The organism is Bacteroidales bacterium, assembly GCA_016709865.1.
Taxonomy (GTDB): domain Bacteria; phylum Bacteroidota; class Bacteroidia; order Bacteroidales; family VadinHA17; genus LD21.
Genome location: JADJLX010000002.1, coordinates 612678 through 631958, shown reverse-complemented (window position 1 = coordinate 631958; position 19281 = coordinate 612678). Strand labels below are relative to the sequence as shown.

At 39.0% G+C, this 19281-nt stretch carries 18 protein-coding genes; 6 read left to right on the top strand and 12 right to left on the bottom strand.

All coding sequences use genetic code 11. The features are described 5' to 3' along the window. Window positions 1–221 precede the first annotated feature (221 nt). The 3 genes from ychF to IPJ16_04605 all read left to right on the top strand — a co-directional run bounded on the left by ychF (window position 222) and on the right by IPJ16_04605 (window position 4803). A complete protein-coding gene (ychF, locus tag IPJ16_04615; GenBank protein ID MBK7626472.1) occupies window positions 222–1319 on the top strand; it encodes a redox-regulated ATPase YchF in 1098 nt (365 codons plus the stop codon). A 7-nt stretch (window positions 1320–1326) separates the two neighbouring features. Next, window positions 1327–3027 (top strand): T9SS type A sorting domain-containing protein, encoded by a 1701-nt coding sequence (locus IPJ16_04610; protein MBK7626471.1) that lies wholly within the window; start codon window positions 1327–1329, stop codon window positions 3025–3027. A 105-nt stretch (window positions 3028–3132) separates the two neighbouring features. Further along, complete coding sequence (locus IPJ16_04605) at window positions 3133–4803, top strand: alkaline phosphatase family protein (GenBank protein ID MBK7626470.1); 1671 nt, start codon at window positions 3133–3135, stop codon at window positions 4801–4803. Here IPJ16_04605 and IPJ16_04600 read toward each other — a convergent pair. The 5 genes from IPJ16_04600 to ssb form a co-directional block, all read right to left on the bottom strand. Continuing rightward, on the bottom strand, window positions 4792–5526 hold the full coding sequence (locus IPJ16_04600; GenBank protein MBK7626469.1) for a geranylgeranylglyceryl/heptaprenylglyceryl phosphate synthase: 735 nt from the start codon (window positions 5524–5526) through the stop codon (window positions 4792–4794). The genes IPJ16_04605 and IPJ16_04600 overlap by 12 nt on opposite strands. Continuing rightward, window positions 5501–6160, bottom strand: a complete 660-nt coding sequence (locus IPJ16_04595; GenBank protein MBK7626468.1) for a 4'-phosphopantetheinyl transferase superfamily protein — start codon at window positions 6158–6160, stop codon at window positions 5501–5503. The genes IPJ16_04600 and IPJ16_04595 overlap by 26 nt, the downstream gene beginning before the upstream one ends. A gap of 16 nt (window positions 6161–6176) precedes the next feature. Then, window positions 6177–6782, bottom strand: a complete 606-nt coding sequence (locus IPJ16_04590) for a gliding motility lipoprotein GldD (protein ID MBK7626467.1) — start codon at window positions 6780–6782, stop codon at window positions 6177–6179. Further along, a complete protein-coding gene (gene gldE, locus IPJ16_04585) occupies window positions 6757–8001 on the bottom strand; it encodes a gliding motility-associated protein GldE (protein ID MBK7626466.1) in 1245 nt (414 codons plus the stop codon). The genes IPJ16_04590 and gldE overlap by 26 nt, the downstream gene beginning before the upstream one ends. 123 nt (window positions 8002–8124) lie before the next feature. After that, window positions 8125–8592, bottom strand: coding sequence for a single-stranded DNA-binding protein (ssb, locus tag IPJ16_04580; GenBank protein MBK7626465.1), 468 nt, complete (start codon window positions 8590–8592; stop codon window positions 8125–8127). Window positions 8593–8918: 326 nt separating this feature from the next. Here ssb and IPJ16_04575 point away from each other — a divergent pair, with 326 nt between their 5' ends. From IPJ16_04575 to IPJ16_04565, 3 genes are all read left to right on the top strand, one after another. Next, on the top strand, window positions 8919–9206 hold the full coding sequence (locus tag IPJ16_04575) for an integration host factor subunit beta (GenBank protein ID MBK7626464.1): 288 nt from the start codon (window positions 8919–8921) through the stop codon (window positions 9204–9206). A 216-nt stretch (window positions 9207–9422) separates the two neighbouring features. Next, a complete protein-coding gene (locus IPJ16_04570) occupies window positions 9423–10982 on the top strand; it encodes an Rne/Rng family ribonuclease (GenBank protein MBK7626463.1) in 1560 nt (519 codons plus the stop codon). Between the two features lie 234 nt (window positions 10983–11216). Further along, window positions 11217–13196 (top strand): thioredoxin family protein, encoded by a 1980-nt coding sequence (locus IPJ16_04565; GenBank protein ID MBK7626462.1) that lies wholly within the window; start codon window positions 11217–11219, stop codon window positions 13194–13196. A gap of 107 nt (window positions 13197–13303) precedes the next feature. Here IPJ16_04565 and IPJ16_04560 read toward each other — a convergent pair whose 3' ends face one another. The 7 genes from IPJ16_04560 to IPJ16_04530 form a co-directional block, all read right to left on the bottom strand. Next, window positions 13304–13945: a hypothetical protein gene (locus IPJ16_04560; GenBank protein MBK7626461.1), complete on the bottom strand. Its 642-nt coding sequence runs from the start codon at window positions 13943–13945 to the stop codon at window positions 13304–13306. Window positions 13946–13964: 19 nt separating this feature from the next. Next, window positions 13965–14477, bottom strand: a complete 513-nt coding sequence (locus tag IPJ16_04555) for a hypothetical protein (protein ID MBK7626460.1) — start codon at window positions 14475–14477, stop codon at window positions 13965–13967. 67 nt (window positions 14478–14544) lie between these two features. Beyond that, window positions 14545–15630, bottom strand: a complete 1086-nt coding sequence (locus tag IPJ16_04550; GenBank protein ID MBK7626459.1) for a hypothetical protein — start codon at window positions 15628–15630, stop codon at window positions 14545–14547. Beyond that, window positions 15620–16165 carry a hypothetical protein gene (locus tag IPJ16_04545; GenBank protein ID MBK7626458.1) on the bottom strand — a complete coding sequence of 182 codons (546 nt, stop codon included), beginning with the start codon at window positions 16163–16165 and terminating at the stop codon, window positions 15620–15622. The genes IPJ16_04550 and IPJ16_04545 overlap by 11 nt, the downstream gene beginning before the upstream one ends. A gap of 3 nt (window positions 16166–16168) precedes the next feature. After that, on the bottom strand, window positions 16169–16702 hold the full coding sequence (locus tag IPJ16_04540; GenBank protein MBK7626457.1) for a sigma-70 family RNA polymerase sigma factor: 534 nt from the start codon (window positions 16700–16702) through the stop codon (window positions 16169–16171). Between the two features lie 58 nt (window positions 16703–16760). After that, window positions 16761–18374, bottom strand: a complete 1614-nt coding sequence (gene lnt / locus IPJ16_04535) for an apolipoprotein N-acyltransferase (protein ID MBK7626456.1) — start codon at window positions 18372–18374, stop codon at window positions 16761–16763. Continuing rightward, a complete protein-coding gene (locus tag IPJ16_04530) occupies window positions 18367–19257 on the bottom strand; it encodes a DMT family transporter (GenBank protein ID MBK7626455.1) in 891 nt (296 codons plus the stop codon). Before IPJ16_04530 ends, lnt begins: the two co-directional genes overlap by 8 nt. Window positions 19258–19281: the final 24 nt, after the last annotated feature.

Genomic DNA, 19281 nt, shown 5'->3' with positions numbered 1-19281 from the left:
AAGGTTTAAAGATAATCCAGGTTTTCGATAGGAAAAAAAATTTTGCCACCAAGACACGAAGTTACGAAGTCACGAAGTCACAAAGTATCACCAGAAGAATTATTCGTATTAGCTTTGTGTACCTTGGCGTCTTAGTGCCTTGGTGGCAAAAAAAATCAGAATATCATAATGTTCCATGTTTTTTGTGATAAATTTGCACCTTAACAAAATAATCTGCTCTGATGGCTTTACAATGTGGGATAATTGGGATAACGAATGTTGGTAAAACAACAATATTTAACTGTATTTCAAATACAAAGGGTGAAACTACCGCTTTTGCCTATAGTGCAACCAAATCAAATATGGGTGTTGTGCAGGTTCCCGATCCAAGGCTGTATGAGCTTGAAAAACATCAGGTTACCGACAGGATTGTTCATGTAACAGTCGAGATTGTAGACATTCCAGGTTTGGCTAAAGGATCTAACAAAGGGGAGGGAGTAGGAAATAAGTTTCTGGGCGATATCCGAAACACCGATGCCCTTATTCATGTGCTGAGATGCTTTGATGATGAATTACTTCCGCATATTGATGGCTCGGTTGATCCGGTAAGGGATCTTGAAACAATTGATCTTGAGTTACAGGTAAAAGACCTTGAGTCGGTAGAAAAGAAAATGCAGAAACTTGAAAGAGCTGCAAAAACAGGGGATAAGGATGCTAAACAGGGTTTGGAAGTGCTGACACGTTTCAAAGATCATTTTGAAAACTTTAACAATGCACGCACACTTGAAATTCGCGATGAAGACAGAAAGTATATTGATGATCTCTTTCTTCTTACAATAAAACCAGTGATCTATGTATGCAACGTTGATGAAAAATCAGCCATCAGCGGTAACAGCTATGTAGAAAGGGTAAAAGAATTTCTCAAGGGCAAAGATGCTGAGATACTTGTAATTGCAGGAGCGATAGAGGCAGAAATTGCCGAACTGGAGAACAAAGAAGACCGTCTGGCGTTTCTTAAGGATGCAGGACTCACAGAACCGGGGGTTGATAAACTTGTCAGAGCAGCATATAAAATGCTGAATCTGCAGACCTTTTTCACAGTCGGACCTATGGAGATCAGGGCGTGGACCATAAAAACCGGAATGACAGCGCCTCAGGCAGCCGGTGTAATTCACAGCGATCTTGAAAGGGGCTTTATCCGTGCAGAGGTTATGAAGTATAATGATTTTATCAGACTTGGATCAGAGCATGCATGTAAGGAAGCAGGCAAATTTTATGTTGAAGGAAAAAATTATATTGTTGAAGATGGTGATATCCTGCATATAAGGTTTAACGTATAAAGTATTTATGATAAGGCGTTTGATACTTATTTTGTTTATTGCACTCTTCCTGGCGCCGGGGAGCTATTCCCAAAATACGGACAATGATAAACGACTTCTTGAAATTGTTAAGCAAAAAGGCGAGGTTCTTGTCACAATACCATACTCCGACAGAAAAAGTATTGACATCCTGACACGCAATGTCTCAATTCTGTCTGCCGATGGGAAAACTATAAATGTAAGTTTATCACCTATTACCGCAGATTGGTTTATAAGTCAGAAATATAACTATGATATTCTGTTTGATTCCGGTCATAAGGGCATAGTTTCTTCAGCAAGTTTAGAGGAGGCAATGGCCTGGGAGACCTATCCATCCTACACACAGTATGATTCTATAATGCAGAGCTTTGCTGCACTTTACCCCGCATTATGTAAGCTTGAGACAATAGGAACCAGTATTTACGGAAAGAAGGTATTTGCAATAAAGATTTCTGATAATGTCTCTTCTGATGAGGACGAACCTGAAGTCTTTTATAGTTCCACAATGCACGGAGATGAGACAGGCGGCTTCATTCTTATGTTACGTCTCACAGATTATCTGCTTAAGAATTATAACACCAGCAGCAGGGTGAAAAATCTTGTTGATAATCTCGAAATCTGGATAAATCCGCTTGCAAATCCTGACGGCACATATAAAACAGGCAATACGATGAGTTCTCCGGTCAGGTATAATGCCAATGGGTATGATCTTAACCGTAATTTCCCTGATCCGGTTACCCCGAATACTGTTAAGCAGAAAGAGACAATCGATATGATTAAGTTCATGCGTAACCACAGGTTTGTACTTTCATGCAACTTTCATGCAGGTAAGGAAGTGGTTAACTATCCATGGGACAGATGGTTATCGAAGTTTCATGCTGATGATATCTGGTTTCGGAACATTAGCAGAGCCTATGCAGATACTGTTCATGTATATTCCGGACCGGCATATATGAATTTCCTCGATAATGGAGTTACCCGCGGCGCAGTCTGGTATGTGGTTTACGGAGGCAGACAGGATTTTGTAACATCAGAATTACAGGGTCGCGAAGTAACTATTGAACTTGATGATATTCATGTTACTCCGGCAGCACAGTTATCGCTTCTGTGGCAGAATAACTGGCGTTCATTACTAGGTTACCTTGAGAATGCATTATATGGAATACATGGCAAAACAATCAACTCAGTAACATCAGCTGGTGTACCGGCTAAGGTTTTTATTACCGGTCATGATAAGGATAGTTCTCATGTTTATTCAGATACACTTAGCGGCAGTTTCATAAGAATGCTTTCACCCGGTTCGTGGAACCTTACATTTTCCGCTAATGGATATAAAGACACTACGATAAGCGATCTTATTTTGCAGGCCTCACAGAGACTTGACCTGACTGTGGAAATGGAACCCAGAACAAGCAGTATCGACACTACAACACCTGGCTCTCCTGCTCTTTATCCCAATCCTGCCAAAAGCGAAATAAAAGCCTTACTCCATGAAATAACAACAGGATCTGTAAATGTCAGAATCTTTAATCAGACAGGTATGCTTCTGAGTGAATTCAAGACCTTTTCCCAGCCGGGAATTCCTGTCAGGATTGATATCAGCAAATTGCCTGCCGGTATCTATTCCGTTGTTTTTACTAATATAAATAGCAGAGCTTCAGAGCATGGCAGGTTCGTGGTTATAAAATAATCTCCTTCATTTGGTTCTGTAATTAAAACAAGTATTTTTGCACCTTACTTCCGTATTAAGAAGAAGCTGTTTAAATAATTCCTATAAGAATTTTCGTTGTCAGTTATGAAAAATCAAGAAACGATAATAAAGAGATTTTCAATTGTTATTTTATTGATATCCATACTTTTTAAAGTGTCCGGACAGGGTGCATATCTGCCTCCGGATAAGCCCCGTCTGGTGATAGGTATAGTTGTTGAACAGCTTAAATACGATCAGCTTGAGAAATTCAGGGACAGGTTAAGCGAGAACGGAATTAAGAGATTAATTAATGAAGGTACTTATTTTAAAAATGCCTCATTTGAATACATGCTTACACAATCAGCCCCTGGCCATGCTACCATATCAACGGGAGCAGAACCATCGTTCCATGGTATAACATCAGACAACTGGTACGTTCCCCTGAAAAATGAGCTGATTTACTGTTCAAAGGATATTGAGGTAAATCCGGTTGGAGGAAGTTATGAGTCAGGATTACATTCTCCGGTGAATCTTCAGGCTTCGACATTTTCTGATGAGCTGGAGATGGCTACAAAAACAGGAGCAAAAGTTTTTGGCATAGGAATGAAAGAGAGTTCTGCAATTTTTTCAGCAGGACATGCTGCTGACGGGGCTTATTGGCTTGATAATACTACCGGAACATGGATGTCCAGTACATATTATGTTGATTCGTTGCCAGTGTGGATAAATGATTTTAATGCAATGAGTTACTCGGGAGGTTACATTAACAGCGAATGGAACCTGTTTCACCCTGTTGCTGAATACAAGGATTGCCTTGCTGACTCCAATCAGTTTGAAGCCGGTTTTAATGGTGTGAATTATTTCCCTTATGATCTTAAGAAAATAAGAGCAAAGGGTTTCAATAATTCCAAAACCGATTACTCATTACTGCGTGAGACTCCCTTTGGTAATTCTTTTACAACGGATTTTGCAATAAGACTTATTGAGAAGGAGAAGTTAGGAAAGGATGAAGTAACAGACTATCTTTCAATATGCTATGCTGCAACTGATAATATTGGACACAGATTCGGACCATCCTCTGTTGAGATGGGTGATGCCATTCTGAGACTGGATGATGAGATAAAAGAACTGTTATCATTTCTGAATGACAGTATCGGAAAAAGAAATGTCCTTATCTATTTCACATCTGCTCATGGTGTTTCTGAGATACCATCTGTCCTCGAAAAGAACCGCATCCCTGCAGGATATTTCAAACAAAATCAGGCATTGCAGCTGCTCAGAAGTTATCTGAACGCAGTTTACGGAGAAGGTGACTGGGTAAAGGGTTATTCTGAAAGGCAGGTGTTCCTTAACCGTACTCTGATCGAAGATGCAAGGTTATCTCTTGAAGAGGTTCAGAAAAAGGTTGCCCGTTTTTTGGTACAGTTTACCGGGGTGGCAGCAGCTTATCCGTATTATGCATTTGAGGCAAATGATTTCGGAAACGGTAATTTGAAGAGGATCATTAATAATTTTAATCCGCAACGATCAGGAGATGTTATTGTTACGCTTAATCCGGGTTGGGTGGAAAAGGAGGTTGATTTTGTGACAAATCATAATTCACCTTATGAATATGATTCTCATGTGCCTCTGATATGGTATGGATGGACAGTAAACAGGGCAACTGTAACACGTAAAGTTAACATGACGGATATTGCTGCTACATTATCTTCGCTTTGCAAGATTCCTTATCCGAATGCCTGTACCGGTGAACCAATGTTTGAATTATTTCGGTAAAGGACTTCTTAAATTGTCCCTTATTTGGCACGCGTCTTTAAGAAGGTTAGGATTTTTCTCAACGCCATTGCCAAGAATTATCATATCGGCACCTGATTTGAATAGATCTTCAACCTCATTAGCTGTTTTTATTCCACCGCCAACAGTCACTGGAATTGATACATTTTCCCTCACAGCTTTTACAATACCTGTTGGTACAGTACTGGTTGCACCGCTTCCTGCTTCAAGATAGATCATTTTTAATCCGAGCATCTCACCTGCAAGAGCTGTGGCAACAACTATATCCGGTTTATCACATGGAATAGCTTCAGTCTGACTTATATATTCAACTGAGGTCTTGTTTCCGCAACTGATAAGAATATATCCAACAGGCAGGAGTTTATCTTTGACATCTTTGAGATATGGAGCAGCAATTACGTGATTACCAATTAGTAATTCCGGATTTCTTCCTGAAATAAGGGAGAGAAGAAGGATAGCATCAGCTTTTTTTGTGAGCTGCAACAGGTTCCCGGGGAAGAGGATTACCGGAATTGAGCAGAGTTTTCGTATGTTTTCAATTAAAGTATCAATACTGTTAAATGTAATGCTTCCGCCTGCAAGAATATAATCAGTATTGCAGTCTGCGGCAATTTTCAGGACATTGACAAGGGAGTCGCCCTTAGCCTTATCAGGGTCAAGTAAAAGAGCAATACTCTTTTTAGCTGGAAAATTGTTTGTTTTCATAGTTTTTCTTTGTCCATACTATTGCGTAATTATCATATTTTGAATAGTAAAGATCAAACGATTCATTTATTTTATCAGTCCGGACCTGACCTTTAATCTCTCCTGATTCCTGAACTTTGAAAGGTTCAATTGTAATGTTTTTTCTGATACTGATTCCCTCTTTGTCGCAAATCTTATACAGTGCTTCTTTAGCGCACCAGTGAATATAAAGATGATATTTTCTCTCTTCCTGTTCCTTTGTGACTTTTTCTTTTCTGTTGAGGAATTTGAATGCAATGGCTGCAATATTGGTGCTCATGTATTCAAGATCTATTCCTACTTTCTCGTTCGTGCTCAGCAGAATGGCAGTAAGTTTATGTGAATGAGATATACTGATAAACCTGGAGCCGTCTTTTAAAAAAGGTTTGTTATTTTTATTATAGACTATTTTTGCTTCTTTCCCTATTAAGTCTGCCAGCAGGGCTCTTACACTCAGAAACTCAAGTTTTCTGGAATTACTGCTGAAACTTTTATATTTTTTCTTTTCATCATTATCAAGTACAACAAGCTGGAGAAGAGAGTCAAGATCTTCCTCTATTTTCCAGACCCCGAGAATGGAGTATTCATTCAGATAATGTTTTGTAATACAACCCATTAATTTAAAATAAGTGTTAGTTATTCCACTTCAGAGTTTCTATAAGATGTATTATATCCTCTCTGAAGAACTCAATTACAGGTGCCAGGGAATCTGCATCAGGCTCGGCAGAAAAGTATAGAGAACCTCTCAGATAGTGCTTAACGCTGTCGGTGGCATAAAACTGAACTGCGGAAGCAGTGTTCCCTTTCAGATCATACAAGACCCCGAAAACTCTGTTTTCCAGGTTATTAAACTGTTGTTCATTAATTGCATCCGCTTTAGCTATATGATTTTTAACGTTCATCTTATATGTCTGTTCCATCAGTCCTGCGAAATCATTCTTTACATCCTTATAAGTAAGATAAATTTTAGCCCTGTATCTAGGAAATTCAATGTCAAACCAGCCTGTCTCATCATTGTTTTCTGTCTGAAAAGAGAGATTCCCGTAAGCCGGGTATTCAAAAGAGAACGGCGTATTACTTTTATCAGACATCCCTGAAAACTTTGTATAATTCTTAGCTGGCAGGTCTATTCTGAAATGGCCTTTAGGTTTTGGAACAGAGACTTCCCTGCAACTGTATGTTGCTAAAAGAGAAACAATTATCAGCAGCAGGTTACTCTTGATTCTTTTCCTCATCATTTTTGACTATTTCAACGCGTATCTCCTTAATCCTTCTCCGGTCGGCCGATTCAATTCTGAAAATAAAACCGTTATGTTTTATTACCTGGTCTTTTTGAGGAATCTCACCTGTTAACTCAAGTATTAGTCCTGCAAGAGTTTCCGACTCACCCCGTACTTCTTCAAAGATTTCCTCCTCAATTTCAAATACTTTGCAGAAGTCGTTTAAGAGTATTTTTCCTTCAAAGATATATGTCTTGTCGTCGATTTTCCTGTACAATAATTCATCCTGATCACTTTCGTCAGTAATCTCACCGACAATCTCCTCGAGGATATCTTCCAGAGTCACAATGCCGGAAGTTCCTCCGTATTCGTCAATTACAACAGCCATGTGAATTTTCCTTGTCTGAAACTCCTTCAGCAACTCATTTATCTTTTTTGTTTCAGGGACAAAGTAGGGGGGCCGGAGAAGTGCCTGCCACTTAAATCCCGAAGGATTATTTACATAGGGGAGAACATCTTTTGCGTATAATATTCCTTTAACAGTATCGAAGGACCCTGAATAAACAGGTATCCTGGAAAAGCCTGATGAGATTATTACAGGCACTATTTTATCGAAACCTGATCTTATGTCAATTGATGTCACGTCCATTCTGGGACACATTATTGCACTTACATTGATATTGCCGAAATTAACAATGCCTTTAAGGATCTTATCATCTTCATTATTCTCATCAGAAGTAAGTTCCAGCGCATCTGAAAGATCATCCATACTGATATTTGAATGTCTGTTGCCGGTTCTTTTTCTTACAAATGATGAGGATAAGATCAGCAGGGAAGTAATAGGCAGAAATAGTTTCTGTAAAAACGTAAGAGGGTATGCCATAAAAAGTGCTACAGCAATATGATTCTTTGAAGCATAAACCTTGGGCATTACCTCTCCAAAAAACAGAAGCAGGAATGTAATTACAATGACATTTACAATAAACCCGATTACAGGTTCACTGCTGAAGTCAAACATTCTGGAGCTTATGAATGCAGCAAGCAAAACAATGGCAATATTGACTGTATTGTTCGCTACCAGGATTGTACTCAGAAGTCTTTCAGGTTTGTTATATAGCTTTAAGGCACTCTTTGACTGTTTGTTTTTGTTTGATTTAAACCGTTCAATATCTTCGGGTCTGAAAGAGAAATAAGCAACTTCAGAGGCAGACATCAGCCCTGAGGCGAATAATAAAATCAAGAGTACTATAAGCCCTGTAATTGTTTTAAAATCAAGAGCATTTACCGGAATGGTTGTAAAAATTGATATAACAGATAGTGTATGGTCAGCTTCCAATTGAATATTTATTTGTGAAATACTCTAAAATGGCAGATCATCTTCATTCTGCGCTCCAGAGTTGTATTCTGCAGGAGGTTCGTTAACTGACTGACCGGGACTGCTCTTGGCCTGCACATCATTTCTTGTAGCTTCCGGTTGCGGAGAACTGCTTCCTGCGCCCTGTTTCTTCTCCAGAGTCAGCAATGTATCTGCAAGAATCTCAGTGATATACTTATTAACACCGTCTTTATCCACATATGACCGTGTTTTTATCTTCCCAACTATATAAACCTGTGCACCCTTCTTTATTGTTTTCTCTGCCACTTCGGCAAGAGCACGCCACAGGACTATATTATGCCATTCTGTTGAAGTTATTGTTTCCCCCTGCTGGTTGGTATATGTTTCGCTTGTGGCAAGAGGAAATGTCGCTTTGGCAACACCTTTGTCAAAATACCTTACAACAGGATCTTTTCCGACATTGCCAACAAGTATAACTTTATTGATTGACATGTAGTTATATATTAATTAGTAAATATGTTACAGGATTGTAAAGTTAAGAAAAAAACCACTTTCTGCAACCACCGGTTATAATTATTGATTAATGCTCAATGCATCAGTTCCTTATGTTCTGTTTTTATGTTTTGAAATTTGATCTGAGTGTATGTTATATATATATAGTACTCCATCTATTTCATTGTATTTAAGGCATTAATAAAAAAAAATTAAAAAAATTATTCTGTAAGTGTTTCTATTTAAACAAATAATATTTTTATATTTGCACAGTTGAAAAAAACGTATTCTCAAAATAATTTGTTGAATTTTAAACTTCACGAAAAATGACTAAAGCAGACATCGTAAATGAAATTGCCAAGAACACTGGTATTGAAAAGGTAACAGTTCAGAAAACTGTTGAAGCCTTAATGGAAACTGTTAAAGATTCTATGGTAAAAGGTAGTAACGTATATCTCAGAGGTTTTGGAAGCTTCATCGTTAAGAAAAGAGCTAAAAAAACAGCAAGGAATATTTCAAAAAATACAACTATTATTATTCCAGCACATAACATTCCTGCTTTCAAACCAGCAAAATCTTTCATTACCAAAGTTAAATCACACGTTAAGAAATAATCCTCTATGCCAAGCGGTAAAAAAAGAAAAAGACATAAAATGGCCACTCACAAACGCAAAAAGCGTTTGAGGAAGAACAGACATAAGAAGAAGTAGCAGATCAGCAAGTGGTCATTCATTGATTATATTAAACCTAAAGATCTGATGGTCTTTAGGTTTATTGTATCAGTATGTCGTGTGTGGTTGGTACATATTAATCCAGATTAATATAGTGAAGTGGTAAACAAGGATTTAATCATTGATGTTGGTGATTCCGAGGTTTCTTTAGCGTTGTTGGAAGACAAGCAGTTAATTGAGTTAAACAAGGAAAAGCGTAATGTTAGGTTTTCAGTTGGGGATATTTACCTTGGAAAGGTAAAAAAGATTATGCCCGGGCTCAATGCTGCATTTATTAATGTAGGCTATGAGCGCGACGCATTTTTGCATTATCTTGATCTTGGTGCCCAGTTCAGAACTCAGCACAAGTACTATCTGACTGCTCTTCAAAAGCAGGGTAAAGTACCTCCTGTTCATAAGTTTAAACCTGAACAGGATATTGACAAGGATGGTAAGATAACAGATGTACTTACCACAGGTCAGACAGTTATTGTTCAGATAACCAAGGAACCTATTTCAACAAAAGGGCCAAGACTTGCTGCTGAGATCTCTCTCGCTGGCAGGAATCTTGTCCTGATGCCTTATTCCGATAAGGTATCCATATCATCTAAAATAGAGAGTGTTGAAGAGAAAAGTCGACTCAAGGCTCTTCTTCAGAGTATTAAGCCGAGAAATTATGGTGTTATTGTCAGAACAGTCGCCGAAGGTAAAAAGGTAGCTGTCCTCGATGCTGAATTAAGAGAACTGGTAAACAGGTGGGAATCAGCTTTTGTGTCAGTTAAAAAGGAAACCAAGACACCAAAACTGTTTATCGGTGAGATGAACAGAACTTCAACAATCCTTCGCGATATGCTGAATGTTACATTTAACAGCATTCACATTAACGATGCTTCCCTGGCTGATGATATTCGTAAGTATATCAGGGAGATAGCACCCGAAAAAGAAAAAATCGTTAAGGAATACAAGAGCACTCTTCCAATATTCGACCACTTTGGTATCAATAAACAGATTAAAGCCCTTTTTGGAAAAACAGTCTCCTTTAAACATGGTGCATATCTGATAATTGAACATACTGAAGCCCTCCACGTAATTGATGTTAACAGCGGAAACCGGTCCAGAACTGGCAATGACCAGGAATCAAACGCACTGGAGGTTAATATGGAGGCAGCAACTGAAATAGCCCGACAGCTAAGACTAAGAGATATGGGAGGGATTATTGTTGTTGACTTTATTGATATGCAGTCGGGTGAGCATAAACAGCTGTTATACGACAAGATGAAGGAAGTGATGGGTAATGACAGAACCAAACACAATATCCTTCCTCTTACTAAATTTGGACTGATGCAGATCACACGCCAGAGGGTCAGGCCGGAAATGAACATTGTAACAGACGAAAAATGTCCTTCCTGCCAGGGCACCGGTGAAACAAAACCGACAATCTTATTTACAGATGAACTTGAGAGAGGCCTATCTTTCATTGTTGATAAGATCAAAACAAGAAAAATAATCCTGAATGTCCATCCATTTGTTGCTTCTTATCTTAAAAAAGGACTTATTCCTGTCTGCAGGAAATGGAATTTTAAATACAAGATAAGTCTTAAGGTTCAGGCAGTTACATCATATCATATGCTCGAATATCATTTCTACGACCGATATGATAATGAGATAGATCTGGCCTGATAGAAGCGTAGAGCGTAGAGCGTAAAGCGTAAAGCTCAGAGCATGGGGGCCAGGGGCTCAGGGCAAAAGGCAAATCACTATTTTAATTTTTCTGTATACCTCTGTGTAACTCTGTGTCTCCTCTGTGTAACTCTGTGTAAGTTCTTTTTTTATCTTTCTTTACGTCCTTTGCGAAAAAACTTTGCGACCTTTGCGGTTAATCGATTTTTTGAATGTTTATAAACCAATACAGGAATGAAAAGGAAATTACTACTTATATCTTTTGTTCTGTTTGCCTCATATGCATCAGGTCAGATCTTCGATCCCGCAACCTGGGATTTCACTTATATAAAGACTGGAGAGAAGCAGTATGAATTGATATTTACTGCAACAATTGAGAAGCACTCGCATATTTATTCGATGGATATCCCCGACGGCGGACCGATTCCAACATCATTCAGGTTCGATTCAGTATCAGGGTATGAACTGGAAGGTAAAACTTATGAAGCCATTGAACCGGTAGAAATGTTCGATGAAGCATTCGGTTTCAAAATAAAGACATTCAGTGACAAAGCTGAATTCCGTCAGAAGATCACTGCAATAGATCCTTCTTTTACTGTTAGAGGTGCAGTAAACTACATGGCATGTAATAACGCCACCTGCTCACCGCCTAAAGACGTTGATTTTGATATTGTTATTGCTGAAAAAGGTACCTCAGTCGCTGCCACAAAAGATAGGGCAGGTGTTGAACCAAAACAGACCGGTACTGACAGCGGACTTCTGAAATTCTTCCTGATTTCTTTACTGGCTGGATTTGCCGGTGTGCTCACACCTTGTGTTTTTCCGATGATACCAATGACTGTAGCCTTCTTTTCACAAGGCTCGCAGGATAGAAGTAAATCCATTTTTAAGGCACTTATTTTCGGGATTTCGATAGTCCTGATTTATTCTTCACTCGGGATAATTGTTTCTCTAACCAGTGCAGGTGCAGGTTTTGCAAATGCCTTAAGTACACATTGGATTCCCAACACCTTGTTTTTCGCTCTTTTTGTAATATTTGCCACTTCATTTTTCGGAGCCTTTGAAATAATTTTACCAAACAAATGGGTTGCAGGAGCCGATTCCAGGGTTGACAAGGGAGGAATGCTGGCTGCATTTTTCATGGGTCTTACAACTGTTATTGTTTCATTCTCCTGTACAGGTCCAATAGTGGGAGCTCTTCTTGTTGAGGCTGCCAGCGGCGATGTGTTAAGACCAACCATCGGAATGATTGGTTTTGGTGTAGCTTTCGCCCTTCCGTTTACCATATTTGCATTGTTCCCCTCTGTGATGAGCAAAATGCCAAAATCAGGCGGCTGGCTTAACTCTATTAAAGTGGTTCTTGGATTTATTATGCTGGCTTTCAGCATGAAGTTCTTAATGACTGTTGACAGTGTTTATTCCCTGGGACTTTTATCGCGCGATCTTTTCCTGGCAATATGGATCGTTCTTTTCTCCCTGTTGGGATTCTATCTTTTAGGTAAGATTAAATTCTCACACGACAGTGATCTTCCCTACATTGGTACTTTCAGATTATTCCTTGTCATAATTGTCTTCTCGTTTGTAATATATCTGATCCCCGGACTGTTTGGTTCTCCGCTTAAGGCTTTATCATCATTCCTACCTTCAGCTTCAACTACAGAACTGAATATCCCGCGAATCATCTCAGAGAACAGATCATTTTCAGGACCAGTTTCTGTTCAGGCAGTGAGTACAAGCGAATTATGCTCCGAGCCAAAGCATTCAGAATTATTTGACATGCCTTTAGGATTGAAAGGATATTTCGACTATAAGCAGGGCCTGGCCTGTGCAAAGGAACAGGGGAAGCCTGTCCTTATCGATTTTAAAGGTCATGCCTGTGCCAACTGCAAACTAATGGAAGCAAAGGTTTGGTCCGATCCGGAGGTGCTCCGCCGGCTGAGGGATAACTTCGTGATTATTGCTCTGTATGTTGATGACAGAACACAGCTTCCTGAAAATGAATGGATTGTATCTTCACTTGATGGTAAACAGAAAAAGACTATTGGTAAGGTAAATGAGGATCTGGAGATCTCATTGTTTAAAACCAATGCGTTACCGTTATATGTAATTGCTGATCATGACGGGAATCCTTTAAATACGCCAACACCTACAAATCTCAATGTTGAAGAATACAAAAAATGGCTCGATGAAGGATTAGCAGCATTCAAGAGATGATTTTTCTCTGTGTAACTCTGTGTCTCCTCAGTGTAACTCTGTGATAGTTCTTTTTTTTATTACACAGAGAGCCACAGAGGAGACACAGAGAGCCACAGAGAAAAGGATCAGAACTTTCCGAATTTTAATGACATTGTGTAACTCATTCCTTCGATTGATTTAGCGTTGGCCGTCGGAGTTCCTGATAAGCCTACATCAAAAGCAGTGGGAAATCTGTAAGAAGCCCCAATGGCTATCCTGAAGAATTTTGTAAGGTTTAGTTCAATCTCTGCTGCCGGTTCAACAATAAGAAATGCCTCAGAATCCTCGATAAGGTTGTTGTTCATATCTGATTCCTTTGATACATAGGAGATTCCTCCTGCACCGAATAATACAGGAAACGACAGGTGAACCGGTAACCTGGGAAGTAAAATCGGTTCAATATAGATACCACCATACCCTCCGGCAAGAAATACATCACGGTCGAGTGATGGTTCATAATGGAATTCATTTATAAATCCGGTTGCTCCCATGCCTATTCCGATTGAGTGACTTGCAAGCCATCCGAATCGTCCACCGAAAAGCACTGCATGATTGTCGTCAATTACTGAATAACCTGCTGATAGCGCCGTATACCCGCCACCAGCCCTGTTACGGCCAAGTAATGTTTTTATTTCCCTGCTTTTATAGTATTCAAATTCAGGATCCTGTGCTGAGGTTGCCAAAAATACAAGGGATAATAATGCTGATAAAATTATACTCTTTTTCATTTATGATTATTTTAAGGTGCTAGAAAACATATGAAACTGAAATTCCCACATCTCCGGGCATTACTTTTACAAAAGATGGAATAGTGAGCTCAACAAAAGGTTTGATGTTTAAACTTATATTGAGAGGGATGTCGTGGAATCTGTATTCAGCCGCTACCCAGCCGTCAGCGCCGACAAGCGGGCAGAATCTGTCTCTCGGGAAATTATATCTTTCTCCCAGAAAACCTATATGGTCAGTGTAAACAAATCCAACATGGCCTCCATAACCCCATGCAAAGTACAGATCAGGTGAGATATCTGTCAGCGGAGTTTCGTAAATTATTTTAAGTCCGGTCAGTTGTATGCCGTTATTATTAAAGCTAAGCAATGCCTGATAGCCTATTTCGGCATTTCCTGACTCACTTGTTACCTGATAGAAAAATCCACCCCTGTAACCAGTCCTGAGTCCGGCCTGTTTATTCAGATACTGTCCATTTACTAAAGATGTTGAGAGAAATGCAAGGGTAAAAAATATAAAATAGAATTTTTTCATATTAAGTATTTTGATCATTTTTTGATTAAAGACACAGGAACTAATTCAAAGTTGCATTTCCGGAATATTATTTCAGATAAATATTACCCCTGGTGGCGTCGATTTTCACTTTTGCATCCCTGGGATTTTTACCAATAGTACCGAAAGTCATGTACTCCTTCTTATCTTCGTTGATCACCTTCTTCTCAGTCTTTGTGTTCTTGTCGGGCAGTACAACGAAAGCATTAATATGCCTTATATCAATGTTGTAAGATGCTCCGTCATCAAATTCAAGTGAAAGATCAGAGTAGCCTGAATTAATGTCGATAGACTCAAATCCCTTATCTATAAGATCTGAATTTACACTTCCATATTTTGTAGTAAGATCTATCTCCCTCTTGAGGTTGTCAATCCTGAAGTCGGTGAAATATGAGTTTCCCTTAAGAACTTCTATACTTCCTATATAAAATTTATCACGGCGCGATTCAGTGCTTATTAAACCAACATCCTTAATATCAAACCTTGATGAAATTGAGTTAATAGTCAAATCTTCTGATTCACCTATTGCTATCTCGCTGAAATTGGCATCGATTCTGCCTGAAACCATTGAGTTGATAGTGGCATCGCAAAATACAAGGTTGAGATCAGATCCTTTGCTCAGTGAGTTGGCTTTAAATGAACCATTTGAGACTGAGACAGAAAAGTTACCTGTTACATTCTCCATATACACATCTCCGTACCTGTTGTCGATGTTAAGATTCATATAATCAGGTATATTGATATAATAATTGATCTCTACTTTTGAATCATAGGGTATCAGTTTACTTGTCATCCCTTTGAAACTTTCAAATAACATATTTATGTTCTGAGTGAATTCAGTATGAGCCCTGATTGACAGTTTAGAGTCTGTGATGTCAATTGAAATCCCATCAAATATTTTTCTTAGTCTTTCCTGGCCTGAGCCTGTAGCTTTTACTTCAACCCTGATAAGTGCAGAATCCTTTTTCCAGGGAGTGATTTCAACTGTACCATATTTATTGATAACTTCAAGGGAAGTCTCCTTAGTTACAGAAAATGATTTTATGTAACTTCTTGTCTCTGAATCATTCTGGGCTGACAAAGGGTAGGCCATGAATAATATCAGACTGATGCATATAATTGATTTATAATTCATAATTTTTCTTTTTTTCAGGATTGGTTTCATTTTCCTTAAGTATCGTCAGGATATCCTCCAGAAGACGGATTTTTATCCTGTAATTCTGGATCAGAGCTTCAACAACCTCCTTATTGGCAACATTGTCCTTTAGATCTTTTTTAATCTCCAGACAGAGACTGTCAATATGGGAGATATCATAACTTAGTTCTTTTTGTACTTCCGGATTAGCAGTCAGCAGCGGTGTTGCTTCGGTGTAAAGTGAATTCAACAGGTTATTATAGTAGATTTCTGATTCCTTCAGCTGTGAATTTCCTTTTGAAGAATTTATATTATTATCCGCTGATAAATTGTAAGTGTTATAGTAGCGTTGTTTGATTATAATCAGTGAAGTACCCAGGATAACAATCACCATAGCAGCAATAGATAACCACCTGGTATAAGGTGAATATCCTTTTCTTATTTTTCTTCTGACTTTAGTCCAGACATTTGAAGAGGGTGTGTATACATCAAACTCCTCTCTGTTCTTTCTGATATGATCTTCTAACTTGTCCATATCTTATTTTGTTAAAATTATACTCCTTAGTTTATCCTTGGCTCTTGAATACTGAGACTTCGAAGTTGACTCCGTGATCCCGAGAATCTGTGCTATCTCCTGATGGTCGTAACCTTCAAGCAGATAGAGTGTTAATATCACCCGGTAGCCATCAGGAAGCTTCTCTATTCCCTTAAATATCTTTGTTGTATCATATATTACCTCATTGTCTTCTTCATGAATATCGACTGGTAGATTTTCGTAAAGTGTCAGATCAATTTTTTTCTTTTTTAACTGGTTAATACATTTATTCACAATTATCTTTTTAAGCCAGGCACCGAAGGTTGATTCAAACCTGAACGTATTCAGGTTCCTGAAACAATCAACGAATGCTTCCTGAAGAATATCTTCCGCATCTTCCCGGTTATTCAGGATCCTGTAGGCAAGGTTATACATAGCTTTAGAGTACTGGTTATAAAGCCTGAACTGAGCCCTGGTACTACCTTGTCTGCACTCCTCAATGAGCGGGGCGTTTATATAAACATTTAAATTATCCACCTGATAAGCTTACCTGATAACAAAGACAACAAGATATTTTAAGAGTTGCACAGATGCATTAAAACATTTTTAATTTTTTTCTTGCAGGTATTGCAATGAATATTACCAGAATGATAATAATTGAGAGCAGAGTTCCTATCCGCAGCAGGTAATCTCCATATCTGACATATGGAGTAACAGCAGATTCAGGAAAAATGTCACCCTTAATAACGTCGCGTGTCCACCATTCGGTCTCCTGCTCTCTTTTTCCCCTGATGTCAATTATACATGAAACTCCGGTATTGCCGGCTCTGGCAACTGGTCGCCTTGTTTCAATTGCTCTGAGTGAGGCATAGGAGAGGTGTTGTTTATAGCCATAAGTACCTTTCCACCAGCCATCATTGGTAATTATAAAAAGCGAATTGGCTCCGTTCCTGACATATCCGGTTACATATTCACCAAAAACTGATTCATAGCAGATAATCGGGGCTGTTTTACCCGAAGTTGTATTGTTTTCAAAAACTGACCTCTCCTCCTGAATACCATAGCCCCATTTCGTACCTCCGAGTTTGGGCAGAATAGCTGCAATAAACCTTCCAGGACCGGTTGAAAACTGCATCTCTATCCCCGGGACCAGCTTAGATTTATGATAAACCTCAATTATATTTCCGGTATCTGTTTTCAAAGCTGAATTGAAATGATCATAGTATAAACCTGTTGAATCGATTTTTCTTGCACTGATTGTCGGGGCTGAGGCTGCCGGCGGATAGATTCTGTATGTGACCAGTCCGGTAACAACCGATGCGGCAGGAAATCCGGTAACAAGATCCTTTATCATCTTTATATATTCGTCGTTATTCAGATCATCAAGGTTAACCGGATCATCAACAGTGGTTTCGGGAGTAATTATCCACCTGGTTTTATCAGTTGCTCTGGTTCCCGCAAGAAATACAACATTGTTAAGCTGTTCTTTAAAGGGGATTTCGAATTTCTGTGTATATGGATCTATATTGGGTTGTACAATTACAACCTCCTCAGGTGCGCCTCTGTTATATTCTATCGTTTTATATCTGATTAGTGAGATTGACGACGGAATAATGATTAACAGGATCCAAAGTGCCAGATACAGACTGGAGCGTGATTTACTTTCCATCGATTTTAAAAGGAAAGTTGCCAGCAGAAGGTTTGAAGCGAGGATCCATATTGTACCTCCTGCAGTTCCGGTAACCTCATACCATTGAATGAATGCTATATCCTTTGCCAATCCGTTTCCAAGATTCAGCCACGGAGATACAATATTGACATTCAGACTCAGATATTCATAGGCAAGCCAGAATGAGAAAAATGAAATCAGACCAACAGTATTGCCGCTTTTTATTCGTGCCACATGAGCCAGCCATAGTGAGAATGACATCAGGAAGGATAGTCCCATGATAACAGCGATTGCCCCGGTGATGCTTGCAACCCTCATCCATCCGATAGCTATTATGCTGAAAATGACAAAACCCGGAAGCAGATATATGAAAAATGCATTTATGCTGAATTTACGGGGGTTATGGAAAAGGTGGTTCTCTATCAGAAAGAAGGGTAAAAATGAAATGAGAAGAATGAGGCCTGAACACCAGCCTGTCCAGGCAAGTCCGGTAAGTATTCCTCCGGTAAGTGACAGTGCTACAAGTACATACTTATTCATTTCTTTTTACCATCCTCATAAGAAAGGCGGGCCTGTTAATAATGTACACCCCGATAAAAATTACACTGACTGAAATAAGCATTGAGTAAGAAAATTGCTCATTATCCAGAAATCCCCAGATAGTTGCCACGATTGGAATGAAATAAGTAACTGTGGCTCCGAAGATTGGAGAAGTATCTCTTATCAGAACATAAAAAAGAGCTAGGGCGAAAGCACTTCCGAATACTGCAAGAACTGCAATATAGCTTAGATTCATCACCCAGTTTGGAGTATGTACTGCCGAGGATATGTCAGAAAACAGCAGGTAAATTATTGCTATTGGACTGGTTAAAAAGAAAGATAAGGCGGCAATCTGAATTCCGTTCATATTCTTTACTTTGGATACTTCATTTGAGCTGAAACCATACATGAGGGTTGCTAAAACAACAAATAAGCCATAATAGTTAATGGTCATGGAACCATTGTAAAGCAAACCAGCTGCTCCGATAAGTCCAAGAAAAATCCCTGCTATCTGTGTTTTTATTGCCTGACGTTTGTAGACAAAAATTCCAAGCAGAAGGGTAAATACAGGAGAAAGAGCATTAAGCATGCCGGCCAGTGAGCTGCTGATCCTTGTTTCGGCAAGCGGGAAGAGAAATGCAGGAATAGCGCTTCCCATGAGCCCAATGAGAAAGATTGATAATATATTTGATCTGTTAAGTTTGCTGAGATTTTTAAGAGCTATCGGCAGCAGACACAGGAACGTGATGAGGATTCTCAGGGACCCGACCTGTAAAGAAGTGAATGACTCAAGCCCCTTTTTCATAAGTATATAACTTGTCCCCCAGATCAAGGACAGAAGAGCCAGTACCAGCCAGTGCCATATTTTTCTTTTTTCAGCCATATAATGAATTGACAAAAATAGCAG